Raw genomic sequence first — 21753 nt, 5'->3', positions numbered from 1 at the left:
CCATGCGCCTCAACCGGATCCTGCTGTCCACGGCGCTCGTGGTGGTGGCCCTGGTCCTCCAGGTCAGCGTGTTCGCCCGCCTCCACCTGCCCGGCGCCGTCCCCGACCTGCTGCTGCTCGTCGTCGTCGGCCTCTCCCTCGTCTACGGGCACACCGCCGGAGCCCTCATCGGCTTCGGCGCCGGCCTGCTCGCCGACCTGGCCCCGCCCGCCGACCACGCCACCGGGCGCTACGCGCTCGTGCTGTGCGTCGTCGGCTACCTCGTGGGCCTCGCCCGGCCCGAGACGGGCCGGGTCCGCTCGGCGACGCTGCCCATGCTCGCCGTCGTCGCCGCCGCGGTCGTCTCCACGCTGCTCTACGCGGGCGTGGGCTCCCTCGTGGGCGACACGGCCGCCCGGCACGTCGGCCTGACCGGCCTCGTCCTCACCGCGGCCCTGTACGACCTGCTGCTGGCGCCCTTCACCGTGCCGCTGATCATGGCCGTGGCGCGGCGCACGCTCGGGGAGACGATCACCGGCGACGGCACGCCCGTCGCCGCCGCGCCCGAGGGCCCGTACGCCCGCATGACGTCGGGCAGCTTCCGCGTCGGCCGCATGGGCCGGTCCCTGCGCATGGGCGGCAGCCCGTACGGCGGGTACGGCGGCGGGAAGGGGCGCAGGCAGCGGATCAAGGGGGGCAAGCGTCTGTGAGCGTCGCACGCGCGGCCGCCGGGCCGCAGACGGGCACGATGCCGGTACTGCTGCGCCGCGCGGGCGGAGAAGCGAACCAGGAGGAGCGGTGAGTGGTCTGCCCGGCGGGAGCCGGACCTCGCGGGTGACGATCCGGCTGATCGCCATTCAGATCCTGGTGTTCTCCCTGCTGCTGACGCTCTTCGGCCGTCTGTGGTACCTCCAGATCCGCAACGGCGACCAGTACACCGCCGAGGCCGCCAGCAACCACATCCAGCAGGTCGTCGCGCCCGCCACCCGCGGCTCCATCCTCGACGCCCGCGGCGTGCCGCTGGCCGACAACGAGACCCGCCTCGTCGTCTCCGCCAACCGCACCGACCTGATGCGGATGAAGGACAAGGGCCGGTCCGTCCTCAACCGCCTCGCCGGCGTCCTCAACCTCAAGCCCGAGGACGTCGCCGCCAAGGTCCGGCTGTGCGACGCCAAGACCCCCAAGCCCTGCTGGGCCGGTTCGCCGTACCAGCCCATCCCCATCACCGACGAGGCCACCACCCAGCAGGCGCTCCAGATCCGCGAGCGCGCCGAGGAGTTCCCCGGCATCACCGCCGAGCCCACCGCCGTGCGCCGCTACGCCCAGCCCGGCGGCGCCAACGCCGCCCAGGTCCTCGGCTACCTCTCGCCCGTCACCGACGACGAGATCACCAAGGCCAAGGACTCCGCGTCCCCGCTGATGCGCTCCGACCAGGTGGGCCGCTCCGGCCTGGAGCGGCAGTACGACGCCGAGCTGCGCGGCAAGGCCGGCGTCACCCGCTACGAGGTGGACAACCTCGGCCGCGTCATCGGCAAGGCCGACAGCGACAAGGCCGTCCCCGGCGCCAACATCGTCACCAGCATCGACGCCCGTGTGCAGGCCATAGCGGAACGGGAGCTGGACCAGGCGATGAAGGACGCCCGCAAGGAGATGGACCGCAACACCGGCACCAACTACAAGGCGGACTCCGGTGCCGTCGTGGTCATGGAGTCGAAGACCGGCCGCGTCGTGGCGATGGCCTCCAACCCCAGCTACGACCCCAACGTCTGGGTGGGCGGCATCTCCGCCAAGGACTACAAGGACCTCACCGGCAAGGACTCCGACTACCCGCTGCTCAACCGGGCCATCCAGGGCCAGGCCGCGCCCGGCTCCATCTTCAAGGTCATCTCCACCACGGCCGCCGTCCGCGCCGGCTACTCCTTCACCGACCACTACAACTGCGGCGCCTCGTACAGCATCGGCAACCAGGTCTTCAAGAACTTCGAGTCCAAGGGCTACGGCCCCATCGACCTCGGAAAGGCCCTGGAGGTCTCCTGCGACACCGTCTTCTACGACCTGGCCTACCGCCAGTGGCAGAAGGACGGCGGCAACAACCCCAAGCACCCCGCCGACTGGTTCTACAAGACCGCCCACGACTTCGGCCTCGGCAGGACCACCGGCATCGACCTGCCCAACGAGGTCCGCGGCCGCGTCCCCGACCGCGAGTGGAAGAAGCGCTACTGGGAGGCCAACAAGGACGCGTGGTGCAAGCAGGGCAACGACGACGACAGCTACGCCGGGAAGATCGCCAAGGAGAACTGCGAGTCCGGCATGCGGATGCGCGCCGGTGACTCGGTGAACTACTCCATCGGCCAGGGCGACACCCTCGTCACCCCCATCCAGATGGCCACCATCTACGCCGCCATCAGCAACGGCGGCACCCTCTACAACCCCACCGTCGGCAAGGCCGTCGTCAGCCCCGACGGCAAGCGCGTCCGCGAGATCAAGCCCACCTCCCACGGCCGGCTGCCGTTCGACCAGCGCACCCGCGACCAGATCGACGCGGCCCTCGCCGGCGTCGCCACCCAGGGCACCGCCGCCTGGCGGTTCGGCGGCTGGCCGCAGGACAAGGTGCCCATGCACGCCAAGACCGGTACCGCCGAGGTCTACGGCAAGCAGACCACCTCCTGGTTCGCCACCTACACCTCGGACTACACGATCGTGATGACGATCTCCCAGGGCGGCACCGGCTCCGGCGCCTCCGGCCCCGCCGTGCGCAAGATCTACGACGCGCTCTACGGCGTGGACGACAAGGGCGGCATCGACGAGAAGAAGGCGCTGCTCCCGCACCCCGAGACCGGCCTCCCGAAGATCGCCAAGGACGGCACCATCGAGGCGTCCCCCATCGCCTCGCCCAGCCCCTCCGGCTCGCCTTCGGGGTCCGCCTCGCCGTCCGGGTCGCCCGACGCCACCGAGCCCGCCCCGCCCCCGCCGGCCACCCGCAGGGAGGACGACACCCGGTGACCGCCACCGACGGCTACCCCGTCCGCCGCTTCAGCCCCGAACGCGGCGCCTGGGCCCGGCTGACCGCCCGCGACTCCGTCCTGCGCCGCCTGGACTGGGTGATGCTGCTCGCCGCGCTCGCCCTGTCCGCCATCGGCACGCTGCTCGTCTACTCCGCCACCCGCAACCGCACCGAGCTCAACCAGGGCGACCCCTACTACTTCCTGCTGCGCAACCTCCTCAACACCGGCATCGGCCTCGCCCTCGCCCTGGGCGCGGTCTGGGTGGGCCACCGGACGCTGCGCGGCGCCGTGCCCATCCTCTACGCGATCTCGGTGCTGTTCACCCTCGCCGTGCTCACCCCGCTCGGCGCCACCATCAACGGCGCCCGCTCGTGGATCCAGCTGGGCGGCGGCTTCTCCATCCAGCCCTCCGAATTCACCAAGATCACCATCACGCTGGGCATGGCCATACTGCTCGCCGGCAAGGTCGACGCCGGCGACCGGCACCACCCCGACCACCGCACCGTCGTCCAGGCGCTGGGCCTGGCCGCCCTGCCCATCGGCGTCATCCTGCTCATGCCCGACCTGGGCTCCGTGATGGTGCTGCTGGTCATCGTGCTGGCCGTCCTGCTGGCCTCGGGGGCCTCCAACCGGTGGGTCGCCGGGCTGGTCGGCGCCGGCGTCATGGGCTGCATCCTCGTCTGGCAGCTGGGCGTGCTCGACGCGTACCAGATCAACCGCTTCGCCGCGTTCGCCAACCCCGCCCTCGACCCGTCCGGCGTCGGCTACAACACCAACCAGGCCCGCATCGCCATCGGCTCCGGCGGCCTCCTCGGCTCCGGCCTCTTCCACGGCTCCCAGACCACCGGCCAGTTCGTGCCCGAACAGCAGACCGACTTCATCTTCACCGTGGCCGGCGAGGAACTGGGCTTCGTCGGCGCCGGCACCATCATCTTCCTGCTCGGCGTCGTCCTGTGGCGCGCCTGCCGCATCGCCCGCGAGAGCACCGAGCTCTACGGCACCGTCGTCGCCGCCGGCATCATCGCCTGGTTCGCCTTCCAGAGCTTCGAGAACATCGGCATGACGCTGGGCATCATGCCCGTCACCGGCCTGCCGCTGCCCTTCGTCTCCTACGGCGGGTCGTCGATGTTCGCGGCGTGGATGGCCGTCGGGCTGCTCCAGTCCATCAAGGCACAGCGCCCGGTCTCGGCCTAGCCGCCGCTTTTATCACCTGCCCCCGGGCGTGCCCGCGCACTAGGGTCGGCAGCATGGCGGACACCGTGCGCGAGATCGAGCGGAAGTACGAATACGCGGGGGACGCGGGCGCCGGTGGCGGCGCCGCCCGGCTCCCCGACCTCACCGGAGCCGCGGGCATCGCCTCCGTCACCGACGAGGGCATCGTCGAGCTCGACGCGGTCTACTACGACACCGCCGACCACCGCCTGGCCGCCGCCGGCATCACCCTGCGCCGCCGCACCGGCGGCTCCGACGCCGGCTGGCACCTCAAGCTCCCCGTCGCCCCCGGCGTACGCGACGAAATACGCGCCCCCCTCGGCGCCCGCGTGCCCCGCGCCCTCGCCTCCCTCGTCCGCGTCCACACCCGCGACGCCGCCCTCGTCCCCCTCATGCGGCTCCTCTCCCGCCGCGACGTCCGCCACCTCCTCGCAGCCGACGGCACCCTCCTGGCCGAAGCCAGCACCGACACCGTCACCGCCACCCGCCTCGACGTGCACGACCGCACCGCCGCCTGGACCGAGGCCGAGGTCGAGCTCGCCCCCGGCGCCGACCCCGCCTTCCTCGACGCCCTGGAACCCGCCCTCCTCGCCGCCGGGCTGCGCCCCTCCGACGCACCCAGCAAGCTCGCCCGCGCCCTGCGCACCACCGGCCTCGACACCGGCACCCCCGCCGGCCCCGCCCCCGCCCCGGCCCCCGGCGCCACCGCCGGCGAGCACGTCCTCGCCCACCTCCGCCGCCAGGCCGAGGCCCTCGCCGCCCACGACCCCGGCGCCCGCCGCGGCACCGAGGACGCCGTCCACCAGATGCGCGTCGCCACCCGCCGGCTGCGCAGCGCCTTCCGCACGTACGCCAAGGTTCTCGACCGCGCCGCCACCGACCCCCTCGCCCGCGAACTCCAGTGGCTCGCCACCGAACTGGGCGTCGAACGCGACCGCGAAGTCCTCACCGCACGCCTGCGCGAAGCCGTCGCCGCCCTGCCCCGCCCCCTCGTCCACGGCCCCGTACGCGCCCGGCTCCGCACCTCCGCCGGAACCGACCGGTCCAGGGCCCGCCGCCACGTCACCACCGTCCTCGACGGCAAGCGCTACCTCGCCCTCCTCGAATCCCTCGACGCCCTCCTCGCCGACCCGCCGCTGCGCCGCGCGGCCGGCCGCCCCGCCGGGGAGGTGCTGGGCAGGGCGGTGCTGCGCGACTGCGCCCGGCTGGCCGTACGCGTCGAACACGCCCTGGCCACGCCCCCCGGCCCGGCCCGGGACACCGCCCTGCACGACGCCCGCAAGGCGGCCAAGCGCGCCCGCTACGGCGCCGAGGCGGCCGTACCGGCCCTCGGCAAGCCCGCGAAACGCCTCGCCGCCCGGTTGAAGGAGGTCCAGACCGTGCTCGGCGACCACCAGGACGGAGTCCTGGCCCGCGACGCCCTCCGCCGCCTCGCGGCCCTGGCGGCCGCGGCGGGCGAGCCCACCTTCACGTACGGCGTCCTCTACGGCCGCGAGGAACAGCGCGCCGCGGAGGCCGAGCGGGCCCTGCCGGAGGCCTGGGCGAAGGTGTCCGCGGCGGCTCTGTGATCACCGTGCGGGGAGCCGTCCGAGTCGCGTTACCCTTGAGGGTCACCCCTGTCCGCTCATGAGAGACATCCGCCGTATGCCTGTCGAGTCGGTCTTCCCGCGCCTCGAAGCTCTCCTCCCGCACGTGCAGAAGCCCATCCAGTACGTCGGCGGCGAGCTGAACTCCACCGTCAAGGACTGGGACGCGTGCGACGTCCGCTGGGCCCTGATGTACCCGGACGCGTACGAGGTGGGCCTGCCCAACCAGGGCGTCATGATCCTCTACGAGGTCCTCAACGAGCAGGAGGGCGTCCTCGCCGAGCGCACGTACAGCGTGTGGCCGGACCTCGAGGAGCTGATGCGCAAGCACGGCGTGCCGCAGTTCACGGTCGACTCGCACCGCCCCGTCGGCGCCTTCGACCTGTTCGGCATGTCCTTCTCCACCGAGCTGGGCTACACCAACATGCTCGCGGCGCTGGAGCTGGGTGACATCCCCCTGGAGTCCAAGGACCGCACCGTCGACCACCCGATCGTGGTCGCCGGCGGGCACGCCGCGTTCAACCCCGAGCCGATCGCGGACTTCATCGACTGCGCCGTCGTCGGCGACGGCGAGCAGGCCGTCCTGGAGATGACCCGCATCGTCCGCGAGTGGAAGGCCGAGGGCCGCCCCGGCGGCCGTGACGAGGTGCTGCTGCGCCTCGCCCGCACCGGCGGCGTGTACGTGCCGCGCTTCTACGACGTGGAGTACCTGGCCGACGGCCGCATCGCCCGCGTCGTGCCGAACCGCTCCGGCGTGCCGTGGCGCGTGTCCAAGCACACCGTCATGGACCTCGACGAGTGGCCGTACCCCAAGCAGCCGCTGGTCCCGCTCGCCGAGACGGTGCACGAGCGCATGTCCGTGGAGATCTTCCGCGGCTGCACGCGCGGCTGCCGCTTCTGCCAGGCCGGCATGATCACCCGCCCGGTGCGCGAGCGCAGCATCACCGGCATCGGCGAGATGGTCGAGAAGGGCCTGAAGGCGACCGGCTTCGAGGAGGTCGGCCTGCTGTCGCTGTCCTCCGCCGACCACACCGAGATCGGTGACATCGCCAAGGGCCTGGCCGACCGGTACGAGGAGGACAAGATCGGTCTGTCCCTGCCCTCGACCCGTGTCGACGCGTTCAACATCGACCTGGCCAACGAGCTCACCCGCAACGGCCGCCGGTCCGGCCTGACGTTCGCCCCCGAGGGCGGCTCCGAGCGCATCCGCAAGGTCATCAACAAGATGGTCTCGGAGGAGGACCTCATCCGGACCGTCGCCACCGCCTACGGCAACGGCTGGCGCCAGGTGAAGCTGTACTTCATGTGCGGCCTGCCGACCGAGACCGACGACGACGTCCTCCAGATCGCCGACATGGCCACCAAGGTGATCCAGAAGGGCCGCGAGGTGTCGAAGTCCAACGACATCCGCTGCACCGTCTCCATCGGCGGCTTCGTGCCGAAGCCGCACACCCCCTTCCAGTGGGCGCCGCAGCTCTCCGCCGAGGAGACCGACGCCCGCCTGGAGAAGCTGCGCGACAAGATCCGCGGCGACAAGAAGTACGGCCGCTCCATCGGCTTCCGCTACCACGACGGCAAGCCCGGCATCGTCGAGGGCCTCCTCTCCCGCGGCGACCGCCGCATCGGCGCCGTCATCCGCGCCGTCTACGAGGACGGCGGCCGCTTCGACGGCTGGCGCGAGCACTTCAGCTACGACCGCTGGATGAAGTGCGCCGAGGAGACGCTCCCGCAGTTCGGCGTCGACGTCGCCTGGTACACCACGCGCGAGCGCACGTACGAGGAGGTCCTGCCCTGGGACCACCTGGACTCGGGCCTGGACAAGGACTGGCTCTGGGAGGACTGGCAGGACGCCCTCGACGAGACCGAGGTCGACGACTGCCGCTGGACGCCGTGCTTCGACTGCGGCGTGTGCCCGCAAATGGACACCAGCATCCAGATCGGCCCCACGGGCAAGAAGCTCCTGCCGCTGAGCGTCAAGAAGTAACTGCGGTGAGGCCCCGGCCGTCGTCCGCGACGGCCGGGGCCTCAGAGCTTCGCCCGGGGCGCGGGGCGAGTGGGAAAATTGTTCGAGCGGGCGTCCCGCCGGGTCGGCGGGGCCCTCGTGGCACGTACTCTAGGTAGCAGTACGACCGCATACTCACGAAGGAACCAGAACACTGGGCAAGCGACAGCCCGAAGGCCCGCCGCCCGCACCTGTGGTGCAGCGCATTCGACTGCGCTACACCAAGCGCGGCCGCCTCCGGTTCACCAGCCACCGCGACTTCCAGCGCGCCTTCGAGCGGGCGCTGCGCCGCGCCGAGGTGCCCATGGCGTACTCGGCGGGCTTCACCCCGCACCCGAAGGTGTCGTACGCCAATGCCGCGCCCACGGGCACGGGCAGTGAGGCCGAGTACCTGGAGATCCAGCTCGCCGAGCGGCGGGACGTGGACCGGCTGAGGGAGCTGCTCGACGAGTCGCTGCCCGCCGGGCTCGACGTCGTCGACGCGGTGGAGGCGTGCACCTCGTCGTTCGCCGACCGGCTGGAGGCTTCCGTGTGGGAGCTGCGGCTGGAGGGCGTCGACGTCGCGGAGGCGGAGAAGGCCGTGGCGGCCTTCCTGGCCGCCGAGACCGTCGAGGTGCAGCGGCTGACGAAGAACGGGATGCGCACCTTCGACGCGCGGGGTGCCGTGCGCCGACTCGAGGCGCTCCCGGCTCCGGCCGATAGGCCGGGCGACGGTGCCTGTGCGATACTGCGGCTGGTTGTTCGGCACGTGACACCTGCCGTGCGACCCGACGACGTCCTGTCCGGTCTCCGCGCCACGGCCGACCTGGCGCCGCCGGTCCCCGCTGCGGTGACCAGGCTGGCGCAGGGGCTGCTCGATGAGGAGACCGGCACGGTGACCGATCCGCTCGCGCCCGACCGCGACGGCGCCCCGGCCGCTTCAACCGCTGCCGCCGGGCCGACTGCCGCGCAGCAGGTGCCGGAAGGTTCCGGTTAAGGACGGCCGCCGACGCGCCGCCGTGCCACCTGGGAGCCACCCGGTCCGGCCGGCGCACTGACCAGGAGACTTTCGCCGGTGCCGAGCAGAGCATCGGACCCGGCGAGCGAGACGACAGCTCCCGTGCGGCGACCGCGCCCCGGACGGCGGTACCGCGCTACACGCGGACCGGCGGGCCGGACCACGGCGCGGCGCCCGGGAGCGTGACGGGAGAACCGCCCGCATGCTCGAACCCACTGAGCCCATCGAGGCCGGGGCCGCACAGGCCACCGCCAACGGGAACAACGCGGAGAACAGCCCCAGCGACACGCTGCCGCCGCGACGCCGCCGCCGTGCGGCGTCCCGCCCGGCGGGTCCGCCCGCCGCGGAGGCGGGCACCGCTGGTGCCGGCACCGAGGCCGCACCCGCGGCCTCCGACGCGCCCGAGACGCCGGAGCGTCCGCGCCGCCGCACCACCCGCAAGGCCACGGCCCCCGCCGCCACCGAATCCGGCGAGGCCGCCGAGGCCGCCGAGACCCCCGCGCGTCCGCGCCGCCGCGCCACGCGCAAGACGGCCGCCGCCCCGGAGACCGCCCCGGTCGCCGAGACCGCTGCCGAGTCCGTTGCCGAGGAGGCCCCGGCCGAGAAGCCGGCCCGGGCCCGCCGGACCACCCGTAAGGCCGTGGCCGAGGCCCCGGCTGAGGCCCCTGCCGAGGAGGCGGCCGAGGCCAAGCCCGCCGCCCGTACGCGTCGCCGTGCCGTTCGCGCCGTGACGTCCCCCGAGGCGGAGACGGCCGTCGAGGCCGCTGCCGAGTCCGTTGCCGAGGAGGCCCCGGCCGAGAAGCCGGCCCGCGCTCGCCGGACCACCCGTAAGGCCGTGGCCGAGGCCCCGGCTGAGGCCCCTGCCGAGGAGGCGGCCGAGGCCAAGCCCGCCGCCCGTACGCGTCGCCGTGCCGTTCGCGCCGTGACGTCCCCCGAGGCGGAGACCGCCGAGACGGCCGCCGAGACTGCTGCCGAGGAGACCCCGGCGGAGCCCGCCGCGGCTCCCGCCCGGGGCCGTCGCCGTGCCGTCCGTGGCGTGACGTCCCCGGAGGCCGCCGAGCCGGCCGAGGTCGTCGTGCCCGCCGTCGAGGCCGACGAGGAAGCCGGCGAGGAAGAGGCCGAGGAGGCCGCCGCCGAGGTCGTGGAGACCCCGGCGGAGCCCGCCGGCCCCGCGCGCCGCCGCCGTCGCGTCGTGCGCGAGGTGACGTCGCCCGGCGCCGAGCACCGGCCCGCCGAGATCGTCGTACCGGCCGCCGCCGAGCCCGCCCCCGCCGCCCCCGCTGCGGAGGCCGCCGAGGAGGCCCCGGCCGCCGCCCCCGCCCGTGCCCGCCGCCGCGCGGTGCGCGGTGTGACGTCGCCCGAGGCCCCGGCCGCCGCGCAGGAGGCCGCTGCCGAGTCCGCCGAGAAGCCGGCCGGCCGCCGTCGTCGCGTCGTCCGCGAGGTGGCCGCCCCGGTCGCCGAGCCCGCCGCCGAGGCCGTTGCCGAGCCGGTCGCCGCGGAGGAGACGGGTCGCCGTCGCCGTCGCGTCGTCCGCGAGGTCGCCGCCCCGGCCGCCCCCGTCGCCGAGGAAGCCGCCGCGCCCGTCGCCGAGGAGCCCGCCGAGAAGCCGGCCGGCCGTCGCCGTCGCCGTGCCGAGCGCGAGGTGACCGCCCCCACCGCCCCCGTGGCCGAGGCCGCCGCCGAGGAGCCCGCCGCCGAGGAGCCGGCTCGCCGCCGTCGCCGTCGCGAGGAGGAGCGTCCGCGCCGCCGCGTGGCCGAGCCCTCCGGTGAGGCGCAGGCCCAGCGCCGCGCGCCTGCCGCGCCGGCCGCCGTGTTCCAGGCGCCGGTGTTCACCGAGCCGATGTTCCAGACGCCGGAGACCGCTGCCGCGGCCGCCGCGGCTGCTGCCGCCGCCGTCGAGGAGGTCCGCGAGGAGCGCGAGGAGGAGCGTGCCGAGGCCGCCGAGCGGCCGGGCCGTCGTCGTCGCCGTCGCCGTGGCGAGCCCGCCGAGCCGGTGGTGACCGAGGCCGCCGCACCGGTGGAGGAGCCGGAGACCGCCGAGGCCGAGGAAGAGGCCGAGGAAGGCGCCGGCGAGGGCTACGCCGCCGAGGACGAGGAGCAGGGTGAGCGCCCGTCGCGCCGCCGTCGTCGTGGTGGCCGCCGTCGCCGCCGTGGCGAGACCGCCGAGGAGGCCGCCGAGGCCGAGGCGGAGGCCGAGGCCGAGTACGCCGAGGAGGCCGAGGAGGCCGCCGAAGAGGCGGAGGAGGGTGCCGAGGAGCGCGCCGAGGAGGCCGGCGGCACGTCCACCAGCCGTCGTCGCCGTCGCCGGCGCCGCCGCAGCGGTGAGGCCGCCGAGACCGAGCCGGGCGCGGACGAGCCGGAGCGCACGGTCGTGAAGGTCCGCGAGCCGCGCGCGTCCCGCCTGGAGGGCGGCACGGGCTTCGACGAGGTGCAGTCCATCAAGGGCTCCACCCGCATGGAGGCCAAGAAGCAGCGCCGCCGCGAGGGCCGCGAGCAGGGCCGCCGCCGGGTGCCGATCATCACCGAGGCGGAGTTCCTGGCGCGCCGCGAGGCCGTCGAGCGCGTGATGGTCGTCCGCCAGAACGGCGACCGCACCCAGATCGGCGTGCTGGAGGACAACGTCCTCGTCGAGCACTTCGTCAACAAGGAGCAGGCCACCAGCTACGTCGGCAACGTCTACCTGGGCAAGGTCCAGAACGTGCTGCCGTCGATGGAGGCCGCGTTCGTCGACATCGGCAAGGGCCGCAACGCCGTCCTGTACGCGGGCGAGGTCAACTTCGAGGCGCTCGGCATGGGCAACGGCCCGCGCCGCATCGAGACCGCGCTGAAGTCCGGCCAGTCCGTGCTCGTGCAGGTCACCAAGGACCCGATCGGCCACAAGGGCGCCCGCCTGACCAGCCAGGTCTCGCTGCCCGGCCGCTACCTGGTGTACGTGCCCGAGGGCTCGATGACCGGCATCAGCCGCAAGCTGCCCGACACCGAGCGCGCGCGCCTGAAGCAGATCCTCAAGCGGATCGTCCCCGAGGACGCGGGCGTCATCGTCCGTACCGCCGCGGAGGGCGCCAGCGAGGACGAGCTGCGCCGTGACGTGGAGCGCCTCCAGGCGCAGTGGGAGGAGATTCAGAAGAAGGCGAAGAGCGCCAACGCGCCGAGCCTGCTGTACGGCGAGCCGGACATGACCGTCCGGGTCGTGCGCGACATCTTCAACGAGGACTTCTCGAAGGTCATCGTCAGTGGTGACACGGCCTGGGAGACCGTCCACGGCTACGTGTCGCACGTCGCCCCGGACCTGGTGGACCGGCTCCAGCGGTGGACGTCGGACGTCGACGTGTTCGCCACGTACCGGATCGACGAGCAGCTGATGAAGGCGCTGGACCGCAAGGTCTGGCTGCCGAGCGGCGGCTCGCTGGTGATCGACCGGACCGAGGCGATGGTCGTCATCGACGTCAACACCGGCAAGTTCACCGGCCAGGGCGGCAACCTGGAGGAGACGGTCACCAGGAACAACCTGGAGGCGGCCGAGGAGATCGTGCGCCAGCTGCGGCTGCGCGACCTCGGCGGCATCATCGTGATCGACTTCATCGACATGGTGCTGGAGTCCAACCGGGACCTGGTGCTGCGGCGCCTGCTGGAGTGCCTGGGCCGGGACCGTACGAAGCACCAGGTCGCCGAGGTGACGTCGCTGGGCCTGGTCCAGATGACCCGCAAGCGGGTCGGCCAAGGCCTGCTGGAGTCGTTCTCCGAGCAGTGCGTGCACTGCAACGGCCGCGGCCTGATCGTCCACATGGACCAGCCGTCCGCCACGGGCGGCGGCGGTGGCGGCGGCAAGCGCGCCCGGAAGCGGGGCAAGGCGGCGGCCGAGGCCGCGCCGGAGCAGTCCGTGGTCGAGCCGGCCGTGGAGCCGTCCGTCGTCGTGGAGGCCGTCACCGAGGCGCCGGCGGAGGCCGAGCCCGTGACGGAGCCCGCCGAGGAGGAGTGGTTCGGCAGCCCGGCGGAGGCCGAGGCGGCCGCCAGGCGCGGCCGTACGCGGCGCCGGGCGACCCGTAAGGCCACGGCCCCGGCGGGTGCGCCGAAGGCCGCGGAGCCGGAGACGGCCCCCGAGCCGGAGCCGGTGGCCGTGCCGGAGCCCGTGGTGGAGGCCGCGCCGGAGCCGGAGGCCGCTCCCGAGCCGGTCGCCGAGCCCGAGGTGACGCCCGAGGCCGCCCCCGAGCCGGCTGCGCCGGCCCGTGCGCGCCGCCGTGTCACCCGCCGGGTGTCCGCCCCCGCGGGCTCGCCCGCGGACGCCGAGGCGGCCGTGGTGGTCGTCAGCGCCCCGGCCAGGGCCGAGGCGCCGGCGGAGGAGCCCGTGGTGGTGGCCGAGGCCGACGTCGAGGTCATGACGCCGGCGGAGGAGCCCGTCGTGGAGCCCGCCGTCGAGGGCGAGGCCGCCGAGGAGGCGGCCCCGGCCAAGAAGACGGCGCGCAAGACCGCCAAGAAGGCCGCCACCAAGACGGCGGCCAAGAAGGCCACCACGAAGAAGGCGGCGGCCAAGAAGACCGCGGCGAAGACGACCGCCAAGAAGGCCGCCACGGCTGGCACCGCAAAGAAGGCCGCCACGAAGAAGACGGCGGCCAAGAAGGCGGCGAAGAAGGCGGCCCCGGCCGCCGAGTCCTCCTCCGAGGACTGAGCGGCACCGCCCGCGACACGTAGCGCCGGGGCGGCCGTACGGATCGGGAACGACCCGTACGGCCGTCCCGGCGCCCCGGTGAAGGGCCCGGTTTGACCCCCTGGTCAAGGGCCCGTAACCTTGACGGTCGGCGTCTGTACGACGTCAACCGTCTGAGCAAACACCCCCCGGTTACGCCGGGGGAGGCCGCTCGTCCGTCCGGACAGTCATGGCCCTTCTGGGCCGTGCGAGCGGCTGGCGTCAGAGGTCCCGTTACTAGCGAGAGAGTGAGATCCGCGTGTACGCAGTTGTGCGTAGCGGCGGTCGTCAGCACAAGGTGGCTGTCGGCGACATCGTCGAGGTTGACAAGATTTCCGACGGCAAGGTGGGCGACCAGGTCGAGCTCTCGACGCTGCTCGTCGTCGACGGTGACGCGGTCACCAGCGACCCGTGGGTCCTGGCGGGCATCAAGGTCCAGGCCGAGATCGTGGACCACCACAAGGGTGCCAAGATCGACATCCTGAAGTACAAGAACAAGACCGGCTACCGCAAGCGGATCGGTCACCGCCAGCAGTACACGGCGCTGAAGATCACCGCCATCCCGTCGGCTGCCAAGTAACTTAGAGGGGACTGAGACTCCATGGCACACAAGAAGGGCGCATCGTCCACCCGGAACGGTCGCGACTCCAACGCTCAGCGGCTCGGCGTGAAGCGCTTCGGCGGTCAGGTCGTCAACGCCGGTGAGATCCTGGTCCGTCAGCGCGGCACCCACTTCCACCCGGGTGCCGGTGTCGGTCGCGGTGGCGACGACACCCTGTTCGCGCTGCAGGCCGGTGCGGTGCAGTTCGGCACCCACCGTGGCCGCAAGGTCGTCAACATCGTTCCGGTTGCCTGATCTGCGTTCCTGCTGATCATGGCGCTGTAGAGCGACAGCGACACACGAGGGCGGACCTCCCTTCCCTGCGGGGAAGCGGGGCCGCCCTCGCCGCGTTACACCACTGACAATTCCCCTCACCTCTGGAGGCACACCGCTATGACCACCTTCGTGGACCGCGTCGAGCTGCATGTCGCCGCGGGTAACGGAGGCCACGGCTGTGCCTCCGTCCACCGTGAGAAGTTCAAGCCGCTCGGCGGCCCGGACGGCGGCAACGGCGGCCGTGGCGGTGACGTGACCCTGGTCGTCGACCAGTCCGTCACCACCCTGCTCGAGTACCACCACAGCCCCCACCGCAAGGCCACCAACGGCAAGCCCGGCGAGGGCGGCCACCGCTCCGGCAAGGACGGCACGGACCTGGTGCTGCCCGTGCCGGACGGCACCGTGGTGCTGGACAAGCGGGGCAACGTCCTGGCCGACCTGGTCGGCGAGGGCACCACGTACGTCGCCGCGCAGGGCGGCCGCGGCGGTCTCGGCAACGCCGCGCTGGCCTCCGCGCGCCGCAAGGCGCCGGGCTTCGCGCTGCTGGGCGAGCCGGGGCAGACCCAGGACATCGTCCTGGAGCTCAAGACCGTCGCCGACGTGGCCCTGGTGGGCTACCCGTCGGCCGGCAAGTCCTCGCTGATCTCGGTGCTCTCCGCGGCCAAGCCGAAGATCGCCGACTACCCCTTCACCACCCTCGTGCCCAACCTGGGCGTGGTGACCGCCGGCGCGACCGTCTACACCATCGCCGACGTCCCCGGCCTCATCCCCGGCGCCAGCCAGGGCAAGGGCCTGGGCCTGGAGTTCCTGCGGCACGTCGAGCGCTGCTCGGTGCTGGTGCACGTGCTGGACACCGCCACGCTGGAGTCCGACCGCGACCCGGTGACCGACCTCGACGTCATCGAGGCCGAGCTGACGGAGTACGGCGGCCTGGAGAACCGGCCCCGCGTGGTCGTCCTCAACAAGGTCGACATCCCCGACGGCCAGGACCTGGCCGACATGATCCGTCCCGACCTGGAGGCGCGCGGCTACCGCGTCTTCGAGGTGTCGGCCGTCTCCCGGCACGGCCTGAAGGAGCTGTCCTTCGCGCTGGCCGAGATCGTCGCCGCGGCGCGCGCCGCGCGGCCGAAGGAGGAGGCCACCCGCATCGTCATCCGGCCCAAGGCCGTGGACGACGCCGGCTTCACCGTCACCCGCGAGGACGAGGGCTTCTACCGCGTCCGCGGTGAGAAGCCGGAGCGCTGGGTGCGCCAGACGGACTTCAACAACGACGAGGCCGTCGGCTACCTGGCGGACCGCCTCAACCGCCTCGGCGTCGAGGACGAGCTGATGAAGGCCGGTGCCCGGGCGGGCGACGGCGTGGCCATCGGCCCCGAGGACAACGCCGTGGTCTTCGACTGGGAGCCGTCGATGGCGGCCGGTGCGGAGATGCTGGGCCGCCGCGGTGAGGACCACCGCCTGGAGGCCCCGCGTCCGGCGGCCCAGCGCCGCCGCGACCGCGAGGCGGAGCGCGACGAGGCGTCGCGCGAGTACGAGGACTTCGACCCGTTCGCGTAAGCGGGCGGGGATGCCAAAGGGGCGGGGCCCGGGACGTACGTCCCGGGCCCCGCCCCTTTCCGTATCCGTACGGGTGATCCGTACCGGTGTCAGCCGCCCTGCGAGGCCGTCAGCGGTGCGTCGTCCGGCCCGGAGGCCGCGCTCGGCACCGCGGGGGTGTCCGCGGGGGTGTCCGTCGCCGCGGAGCCCAGGCGCGGGGCCGGGATCTCGGAGGCGCGGGCCTCCATCCGGGCGCGGCGCTCGTCCGCCTTGGCCGCCAGCGCCAGCGCGGCCGCGTTGAAGCGCACCAGCGACGGCGGGTCGGCCGGGCCCAGCAGCTGGACCTTCAGCTCGGCCCGTGCCTCCGCCAGCGCGTCCTGGCGCGGGTCGCGGACGGCGGCCAGCAGCTCCGTCACGCCCGCCGCCTCCGGCGTCAGGATGGTGGCCGCGGAGACGGTCGGGAAGTTCGCCCGGAACTCCTCCTCGCCCATGCCGCTGGTGTTGGCCACGGCGTACGGCTTCTCACTGGTCAGCCAGTCGGAGACCACGCTGGACACGTCGGAGATCAGCAGGTCGGACCGGTTGAAGCAGCTGAACAGCGCGGGCCGCGCGTCCGTGATGATCTGGTGCTCCCACTCGGGCAGCGACGCCCAGTAGGCGTCCTCCCAGGCCGTCGTCGCGGCCTCCACGGCCTCCGCGTTGCCCTTGTCCGGGGTGGACTGGAGCAGCATGCGCTCGATCTCGTCGGCGCTGTCGCGGAAGGTGCTGGTGGTGAGCCGGTCGAGCTCCACCGTGCGGCGGGCCAGCTCGGCGGCGGCCTCGGGGCCGGGGCGGGGGCCGGAGCGGCCCGTGTTGGCCTCGCGGATCATGGCCTGGATGCGCTCGTTGGCGCGGCCGGCGCGCGGGTCGACGGAGCCCGTCATGGGGTGCGGCTTGTAGAGCAGCCGGACGCCCGGGTCGGCGAGGAGGGCGCGGACGATGTTCTCGCCGGCGAGGATCACCGAGGTGTTGCCGGGGTTGCCGTCCCAGCCCTCCCACGTGGGGGCGTACAGCACCGTGGTGAAGGCGCCCGCGGGGGCGCCGGCGGACGGCCGGATCGGCGCCAGCTGGGGCCGGCCGACCTCGACGACGTCCTTGTCCTCGACGCCGATGTCGGCGAGCTGGTAGCGCTCGCGGGCGGCGGGGCCGGCGACCCAGATCTCGTCGTACGCCTTGGAGTACGGGTTGCAGCTGGAGAGCTTGTCGCTCTCGCCGTGGTTGATGAAGGCGTGCTTGATCGACGGCATGCGCAGCACCTGCGAGGTCTTGCCCGAGTTCGCGGGGTGCAGCATCAGCTTCAGCGAGGACTTCTCCAGGGCCATCAGGTGGTGGACCTTGGGGATGCAGATGACCGGCACGTCCGTGGCCTCGATCTTCTGCATCATGAACCGCTCGCGCAGCACGATCAGCGGGTTGCCGTCGAGCGCGGCCAGCGTGGAGAGCCACATGTTGGCCTGGTAGGCGGAGGTGGTGCCGCCGGAGAAGTACATGCCGACGGTGGGCCGGTAGTCGGCCAGCCAGGCGTCGAGCCAGGCCAGGGCCTGCTGCTCGGTGGCGACGCGCTTCTTCGGCAGCAGCCACGTGGCGAGGTGGACGGTGCCGGCGGCGGCCAGCAGCAGCGCGACGCCCGCGCCCGCGAGGGCCCAGACGGTCCGGTGCGTGCCCGCCGTCACCAGCAGGCCCGCCGTCGCGGGGACGGCGAAGCGCAGCAGCCGGCGGCCGTGCTGGCGGGCCAGCAGGCGCGGCGGGGCGGCGGTCAGGTGCAGCCCGGACGCGTCGATGTTCCGGGTGAGGAACGGCAGCGTACGGCTGCGGCGGACCAGGATCGCGACGGCCTGGCAGGCGAGGTGGGCGCCGTAGAACAGCACGAGGGCGGCGACGACCGGCGCGTAGCCGGTCAGGGAGCCGTCGCCGTTCAGCCGGACCAGCCCGATCACGACGAGCATGTCGCGCAGCAGCTGCCGCACCATGACGTCGAAGCGGATCTTGTTCAGGACGGCGACCAGGCCCGGGTCGCGGTGCTGCAGATAGAGGTCGAGCGCGAGGCCCGCCGCCGTGGCGGTGATGAGGGTCGGCACGTCGGGCAGGAGTGCGCCGACGAGCTGGGCGGCGAAGAACGCCAGCATGGCGAGCAGCGCCGCGAGCTGTACGGCTCGGCGGGGTGCTGTTCCGGCAGATGGCACTGGACGGGCTCCTGGCAGCAGGGCTGGGGGTCGGGGGACCGCCGTGTCGCACATCACGCCGGCCTTCGGGGGGACGTGGTGGACAACGGTCGACCACCGACCGTATGACGGCCGCTGGTCCGGGAGCAATCTTCCCTGACACCAACCGCCACAAAATAGGGACCAACGGCCACAATCGCCAGAGGGCGGAGGGGGTAGATTTGCGGACTCCGCTCCAGGTCCCCCGTGGCGGGGGTCCGGGAGCCCGTCGGTGATCGTACTGATCGTAGGGGTGTACGCAGGGTGACAGGGGCAGGGGAGCAGCGGGACGTCCGGTCCGAGGTGACGCAGGCGCGCCGGATCGTGGTCAAGGTGGGGTCGTCCTCCCTCACCACCACGGGCGGCGGTCTGGACGCCGACCGGGTTGACGCGCTGGTCGACACGCTGGCGAAGGTGGCGGGCGACAAGGAGGTCGTGCTCGTGTCGTCGGGCGCGATCGCCGCCGGCCTGGCGCCACTGGGCCTGCCCAGCCGTCCGCGCGACCTGGCCCGGCAGCAGGCGGCCGCCAGCGTCGGCCAGGGCCTGCTGGTGGCCCGCTACACGGCTTCGTTCGCCCGCTACGGCCGCCGGGTGGGCCAGGTGCTGCTGACGACGGACGACACGAGCCGGCGCGCGCACTACCGCAACGCCCGCCGGACGCTGGACCAGCTGCTGGCCATGGGCGCGGTGCCGGTGGTCAACGAGAACGACACGGTGGCCACGGACGAGATCCGCTTCGGCGACAACGACCGGCTGGCGGCCCTGGTCGCCCACCTGGTGCGGGCGGACCTGCTGGTGCTGCTCTCCGACGTGGACGGCCTCTACGACGGCGACCCCAGCATGCCGGGGACGTCCCGGATCGCCGAGGTCAGGGGCCCGGCGGACCTGGAGGGCGTGGCGATCGGCAGCGCCGGCAAGGCGGGCGTGGGCACGGGCGGCATGGTCACGAAGGTGGAGGCCGCGCGGATCGCGGCCGCCGCGGGCATCCCGGTGGTGCTGACGTCGGCGAGCGAGGCCGCGGACGCCCTGCGCGGCGGCGCGACGGGCACGTTCTTCCACCGCACCGGCCGCCGCTCGGCCGACCGGCTGCTGTGGCTGGCGCACGCCTCGACGCCGCGGGGCGCCCTGACCCTGGACGAGGGCGCGGTGCGGGCCGTGGTCGAGGGCACGGGTTCGCTGCTGCCGGCGGGCATCGCGGCGGTCGAGGGCGAGTTCAGCGCGGGCGACCCGGTGGAGCTGCGGGACCCGGAGGGCCGCGCCGTGGCGCGCGGGCTCGTCACGTACGACGCCGCGGAGATCCCGCCGCTGCTGGGCCGCTCGACCCGCGACCTGGCCCGTGACCTGGGCCCGCGGTACGAGCGCGAGGTGGTGCACCGGGACGATCTGGTGGTGCTCGCCCCGTAGCGCCCGTCCGGCGGTCCCGGCAGGCGCCGCGGTGCGGCCGGCCGTACCGGAGGCGGTGCCGGCCGCCCGGAGGCGGTAAGGACAGCCTTTCCAAGCGCCCTTTCCGTAAAACGGCCCCGCGGCCGCCCGCGGGCTGGTCAACTTTGATGCGTGGGCCGCCGCGACGCCACCGCGCGGACGTCCCGCAGCGGACCCAGCACGCACCACGGCTCCGCCGTCGCACGCGCGCGGAGCAGCGACCGACAGGAGGCCGCCGGTGAGACGAGGGCGCCCCGGGGCGCAGCCCCGGCCGGGGGGCACGTCCCCCGTCGTGCGGGCGGTGCCGGAGGAGCGGGCACTGGCCGGCCTCGGCCCGGCCGCCGCCGAGCGGGCCGGGCAGCCGGCCGGGGCGCGCGCACCGGAACCGGAGCCGCAGGGCGGCGAGGCGGCCCGGATGTGGCACGTCACACTCAGCGTCTCGGGCGCGGAGGCCCCGCTGGGCGAGGTCCGGCGGGCCCTGGAGCAACTGGCGCACGACCATCCCTTCCTCCTGACCAGCCGGTACGCGGGCGACCACGCGGAGATCCGGTACTGGGAGGAGGCCCGCGACCTGCACGACGCAGCCGCGGTCGCGCTGCGGCTGTGGGGCGAGCACCGCTCGTCGGCGCAGCTGCCGCCGTGGGAGATCGTCGGCCTGGAGGTCATCGACCGGGAGACGTACCAGCAGCGGGTCTCGCGGGGCCATGGCCCCGCACCGGCGTCGCCGGTGGGGGTGCACCCGTTCCAGTAGAGGGACCAGTAGAGGGATGGGGGCTGGGGGCTGGGGGCGGCGGTCCGGACCGGTCCGTCTTGGAGTGTGGAACGGCCGCGGTCCGGGCCCGGCACGGGGTTAGGCTGCGGCCATGAGCAGCAGCGAGTTCCCCTCCCCCCTGGCCGACCCCATGCCGCAGTCCCCGGTGCTGCGGGCCGCCTACCGGTCCCGTGCCGCGGCCGCCGACCTCGCTCCGCTGCCACGCTCGGTGAAGGACGAGGCGCTGCTGGCCGTCGCCGACGCGCTGGAGGTCCGTACCCGCGAGATCGTCGAGGCGAACGCGGAGGACGTGCGCGCGGCGCGCGAGGCCGGCACGAGCGAGAGTGTCGTGGACCGGCTCACCCTCACGCCCGAGCGCGTCCGGGCGATCGCCCGGGACGTGCGGGACGTGGCCGCCCTGCCCGACCCGGTGGGCGAGGTGGTGCGCGGCTCGACCCTGCCCAACGGCCTCGACCTGCGCCAGGTCCGCGTGCCCCTGGGTGTTGTCGGCATCGTCTACGAGGCCCGGCCCAACGTCACCGTGGACGCCGCCGCGCTGTGCCTGAAGTCGGGCAACGCCGTTCTGCTGCGCGGTTCCTCCTCCGCGTACGCCTCCAACACCGCGCTGGTGCGCGTGATCCGGGACGCGGTGGGCGGCGCCGGGCTGCCGGCGGACGCCGTGCAGCTGGTGCCGGGCGAAGGCCGGGAGTCGGTGCGCGAACTCATGCGCGCCCGCGGCCTGGTGGACGTGCTGATCCCGCGCGGCGGCGCCTCGCTGATCCGCACGGTGGTGCAGGAGTCGACCGTGCCGGTGATCGAGACGGGCACCGGCAACTGCCACGTGTACGTCGACGCGGACGCCGACCTCGACATGGCGGTGGAGATCCTCGTCAACTCCAAGGCGAGCCGGGTCAGCGTCTGCAACGCCGCCGAGACCCTGCTGGTGCACCAGGACATCGCCGAGGCGTTCCTGCCGCGCGCCCTGGCCGCGCTGGCTGAGGCCGGCGTGACGGTGCACGGCGACGAGCGCGTGGTCGAGCTCGGGAAGGGCTCCCCGGCGACGGTGGTGCCCGCGACGACGGAGGACTGGGAGACCGAGTACCTGTCGTACGACATCGCCGCGGCGGTGGTGGACGACCTGGACGCCGCGGTCCGGCACATCCGGCTGTGGACCTCGGGGCACACCGAGGCGATCGTCACCCGTTCGCAGTCCGCCGCGCGCCGCTTCACCCAGCTGGTGGACTCCACGACGGTCGCGGTGAACGCGTCCACGCGGTTCACCGACGGCGGCCAGTTCGGCTTCGGCGCCGAGATCGGCATCTCCACGCAGAAGCTGCACGCGCGCGGCCCGATGGGCCTGCCCGAGCTGACCTCGACGAAGTACATCCTCACCGGCGACGGGCACGTGCGCTAGCGGGCGGCCGTCCGTCCCGCCACCGGCGGCCCGGCGGCGGGACGGACG

General features: G+C 73.7%; 14 protein-coding genes. 13 read left to right on the top strand and 1 reads right to left on the bottom strand.

The genetic code is table 11. From position 1 onward, the window contains the following. The first annotated feature begins 2 nt into the window (after positions 1-2). From mreD to obgE, 10 genes are all read left to right on the top strand, one after another. Positions 3-689 carry a rod shape-determining protein MreD gene (gene mreD, locus IE305_RS07995; protein ID WP_190128726.1) on the top strand — a complete coding sequence of 229 codons (687 nt, stop codon included), beginning with the start codon at positions 3-5 and terminating at the stop codon, positions 687-689. An 88-nt stretch (positions 690-777) separates the two neighbouring features. Continuing rightward, complete coding sequence (gene mrdA, locus IE305_RS07990; RefSeq protein WP_190128725.1) at positions 778-2982, top strand: penicillin-binding protein 2; 2205 nt, start codon at positions 778-780, stop codon at positions 2980-2982. Beyond that, entirely contained in the window at positions 2979-4178 is a 1200-nt protein-coding gene (gene rodA / locus IE305_RS07985; protein WP_190128724.1) for a rod shape-determining protein RodA, read from the top strand. Before mrdA ends, rodA begins: the two co-directional genes overlap by 4 nt. 53 nt (positions 4179-4231) lie before the next feature. Then, positions 4232-5764 carry a CYTH and CHAD domain-containing protein gene (locus IE305_RS07980; RefSeq protein WP_190128723.1) on the top strand — a complete coding sequence of 511 codons (1533 nt, stop codon included), beginning with the start codon at positions 4232-4234 and terminating at the stop codon, positions 5762-5764. Between the two features lie 76 nt (positions 5765-5840). Next, entirely contained in the window at positions 5841-7766 is a 1926-nt protein-coding gene (locus tag IE305_RS07975) for a TIGR03960 family B12-binding radical SAM protein (RefSeq protein ID WP_190128722.1), read from the top strand. A gap of 214 nt (positions 7767-7980) precedes the next feature. Further along, positions 7981-8760: a TIGR03936 family radical SAM-associated protein gene (locus IE305_RS07970; protein WP_190128721.1), complete on the top strand. Its 780-nt coding sequence runs from the start codon at positions 7981-7983 to the stop codon at positions 8758-8760. Positions 8761-8983: 223 nt separating this feature from the next. After that, complete coding sequence (locus IE305_RS07965; RefSeq protein ID WP_190128720.1) at positions 8984-13447, top strand: Rne/Rng family ribonuclease; 4464 nt, start codon at positions 8984-8986, stop codon at positions 13445-13447. Between the two features lie 277 nt (positions 13448-13724). Beyond that, positions 13725-14045 (top strand): 50S ribosomal protein L21, encoded by a 321-nt coding sequence (gene rplU, locus IE305_RS07960; RefSeq protein WP_190128719.1) that lies wholly within the window; start codon positions 13725-13727, stop codon positions 14043-14045. A gap of 21 nt (positions 14046-14066) precedes the next feature. Next, a complete protein-coding gene (rpmA, locus tag IE305_RS07955; RefSeq protein ID WP_110628143.1) occupies positions 14067-14321 on the top strand; it encodes a 50S ribosomal protein L27 in 255 nt (84 codons plus the stop codon). 138 nt (positions 14322-14459) lie between these two features. Beyond that, a complete protein-coding gene (gene obgE, locus IE305_RS07950) occupies positions 14460-15899 on the top strand; it encodes a GTPase ObgE (protein WP_190128718.1) in 1440 nt (479 codons plus the stop codon). An 89-nt stretch (positions 15900-15988) separates the two neighbouring features. Here obgE and IE305_RS07945 read toward each other — a convergent pair whose 3' ends face one another. Continuing rightward, positions 15989-18100 carry a CDP-glycerol glycerophosphotransferase family protein gene (locus tag IE305_RS07945; RefSeq protein ID WP_190128717.1) on the bottom strand — a complete coding sequence of 704 codons (2112 nt, stop codon included), beginning with the start codon at positions 18098-18100 and terminating at the stop codon, positions 15989-15991. A gap of 321 nt (positions 18101-18421) precedes the next feature. Here IE305_RS07945 and proB point away from each other — a divergent pair, with 321 nt between their 5' ends. From proB to IE305_RS07930, 3 genes are all read left to right on the top strand, one after another. Further along, positions 18422-19522, top strand: a complete 1101-nt coding sequence (proB, locus tag IE305_RS07940) for a glutamate 5-kinase (protein ID WP_190128990.1) — start codon at positions 18422-18424, stop codon at positions 19520-19522. 256 nt (positions 19523-19778) lie between these two features. Further along, positions 19779-20291: a DUF8830 family protein gene (locus IE305_RS07935; RefSeq protein ID WP_190128716.1), complete on the top strand. Its 513-nt coding sequence runs from the start codon at positions 19779-19781 to the stop codon at positions 20289-20291. 112 nt (positions 20292-20403) lie between these two features. Beyond that, the gene (locus IE305_RS07930; protein WP_229890686.1) at positions 20404-21705 is read left to right on the top strand and encodes a glutamate-5-semialdehyde dehydrogenase; all 1302 of its coding nucleotides are present in this window, start codon (positions 20404-20406) and stop codon (positions 21703-21705) included. Positions 21706-21753: the final 48 nt, after the last annotated feature.

The organism is Streptomyces mashuensis (genome assembly GCF_014654785.1).
Taxonomy (GTDB): Bacteria; Actinomycetota; Actinomycetes; order Streptomycetales; family Streptomycetaceae; genus Streptomyces; species Streptomyces mashuensis.
The sequence above is the reverse complement of the archived record's forward strand: the minus strand, read 5'-3'. Positions and strand labels throughout refer to the sequence as shown.